The organism is Verrucosispora sp. SN26_14.1 (assembly GCF_004307965.1).
In the GTDB taxonomy this organism is placed as follows: Bacteria; Actinomycetota; Actinomycetes; order Mycobacteriales; family Micromonosporaceae; genus Micromonospora.
On record NZ_SISL01000720.1, the window covers coordinates 1 to 1,910 of the forward strand.

Genomic DNA, 1,910 nt, shown 5'->3' on the forward strand with positions numbered 1-1,910 from the left:
AGATGTGTATAAGAGACCCGACGACGGGTACGCCCTCGCGGCGCTGCGGGGCGTGCCGGTGTTCAGCCCGGCGGCCGGGCGGTGGGATCCGCCGGACCCGCTGCGGTGGGCCACCGAGGCGGCGAGCGGAGCGCAGTGGCGTGCGGCGTGGCGACGGCTCCACGACGACGGGTACGACACCGTGGTCGAGCTGGGCGTCGCCGGCTCCACCCGGGACACTGCCGCCCTGGCGCCGGACTCCGGCACCGGTGGCGTCGGCGCGACGGGGCATCGTGGCGGGCAGGTCGACGGAGCGGCCCATCCCATGGTCCGGATGGTCGCCGTGCCCGGCGGGCCCACCGCTACGGCGTCGTTGCTGGCCACGGCCGGACTGCTCTGGGTCCGGGGTGGCCCGCTCGACCGTCCCGCCCTGTACTCCGGGCGGCAGCGGGTGCCGGTGCCGACCTACCCGTTCGCGCGTCGCGCCTTCCCGCCACCGGGATCGCCGCAGGCCGCACCGCTGCACGTCGTCGCCTGGCGGGAGGTGCCGGTGGTCGCGGGCGTACCCGCCGGGTGGGTGCGGCCGCGCGGCCCGGGGGTGGGCGGTCCGTTCGCCGACGCCCTGGTCACCGCACTCACCGCCGACGGGATCGAGGTCCGCACGGCCGACACCCCCACGGTCGTCGCTGACGACACCCCCGGCGTCACCGTGCTGCTCGCCGGGGCGGCGGTGGACACGCCGGACGCGGCCGCGCTCGACGCCGCCGTCACCGCGCAGGTACACGCCGTCCGCGCCCTGATCGACGAGGACGCCGACCGGCCGGGCCGGTTGCTGGTGGTCACCGAGGACGTGCACGTCACCGGCGCGGCGGCGGAGCGTGCCCGCCCGGTGCAGGCGGTGCTGGCCGGGTTGACCGCCGCGCTCGCCGACGAGCGTCCGGGCCTGCTCGTGCAGACCGTGGACCTCTGCTCCTCGGACGGTACGGCGACGCGGGTCGACGCCGTCCGCCGCGAGTTGTCCGCCCTCGCGGCGGGCCCGGCAGCTGTCTCACCCGGCCCGCGTGCGGCGACCGGGGTGGCCTGGCGGGACGGACGCCGGATGGCACGTTTCCTCGACCCGGTGTCGCCGGGCGCAGGAGGAGTCCCCGACCCGGTGGTGACGTCCGTCGACCGGGCCGTCGGCGCTGCCGGTGGCGGGTCTGCCGGGGCGGGTGCCGTACACCTGATCGTCGGCGGTGCCGGTGGTGTGGGCGCGGCGCTCGCCCGGTCCCTGGCCCGCCGGGAGCAGCCGACCCTGCTGCTGGCCGGTCGGTCGGACCACGCACCGGCAGCGTTGCTGGCCGAACTGACCGCGCTGGGGGCGACGGCGACGTACCACCGGTGTGACGTGACCGTGGCCGCCGACGTGGACGCCCTGCTCGCCGCCGTGCCCCGGGTGGACACCGTGTTCCACGCCGCCGGCACCGTCCGGGTCGGCACCCTGCGCGCCAAGTCCGTCGCGGACGTCCTCGGCGTGCTGGGTCCGAAGGTACGCGGCAGCTACCTGCTCACCGAGGCGCTGCGGCGACACGGCCACGACCGGACGGCCCTGGTCGGGTTCTCGTCGGTCAGCGCGGTGCTGCCCGGCCTGGCCGGCGCGATCGGTGACTACGCCGCCGCCAACCGGTTCCTCGACGCGTTCGCGACCGCACACCGGGCCACGGGCCGCCCCGTCCAGGCGGTCGGCTTCGCCGCGATCAGCGACACCGGCATGGCCGCCCGGACCGGCGGTGGCGGCCCCGGTGCCATGCCGGTCGACGACGCGCTGCGCGCCCTGGCGCTCGCCAGACGTGTCGACGCCGCACACGTCGTCGTCGCGGCCGGGCCGGAGAGTCCGGCCACCGCGCCGACGGTCGGCGTCCCGGTAGGGGCCGCAGTCGCTACTGCCGCCG

General features: G+C 77.4%; 1 protein-coding gene. It reads left to right on the forward strand.

Annotation, left to right across the window (positions count from 1 at the left end; translation table 11 throughout):
- Positions 1 to 1,910, forward strand: a 1,910-nt coding sequence (locus EYA84_RS31265; protein ID WP_131057783.1) for an SDR family NAD(P)-dependent oxidoreductase, incomplete at both ends; no start/stop codon positions are given.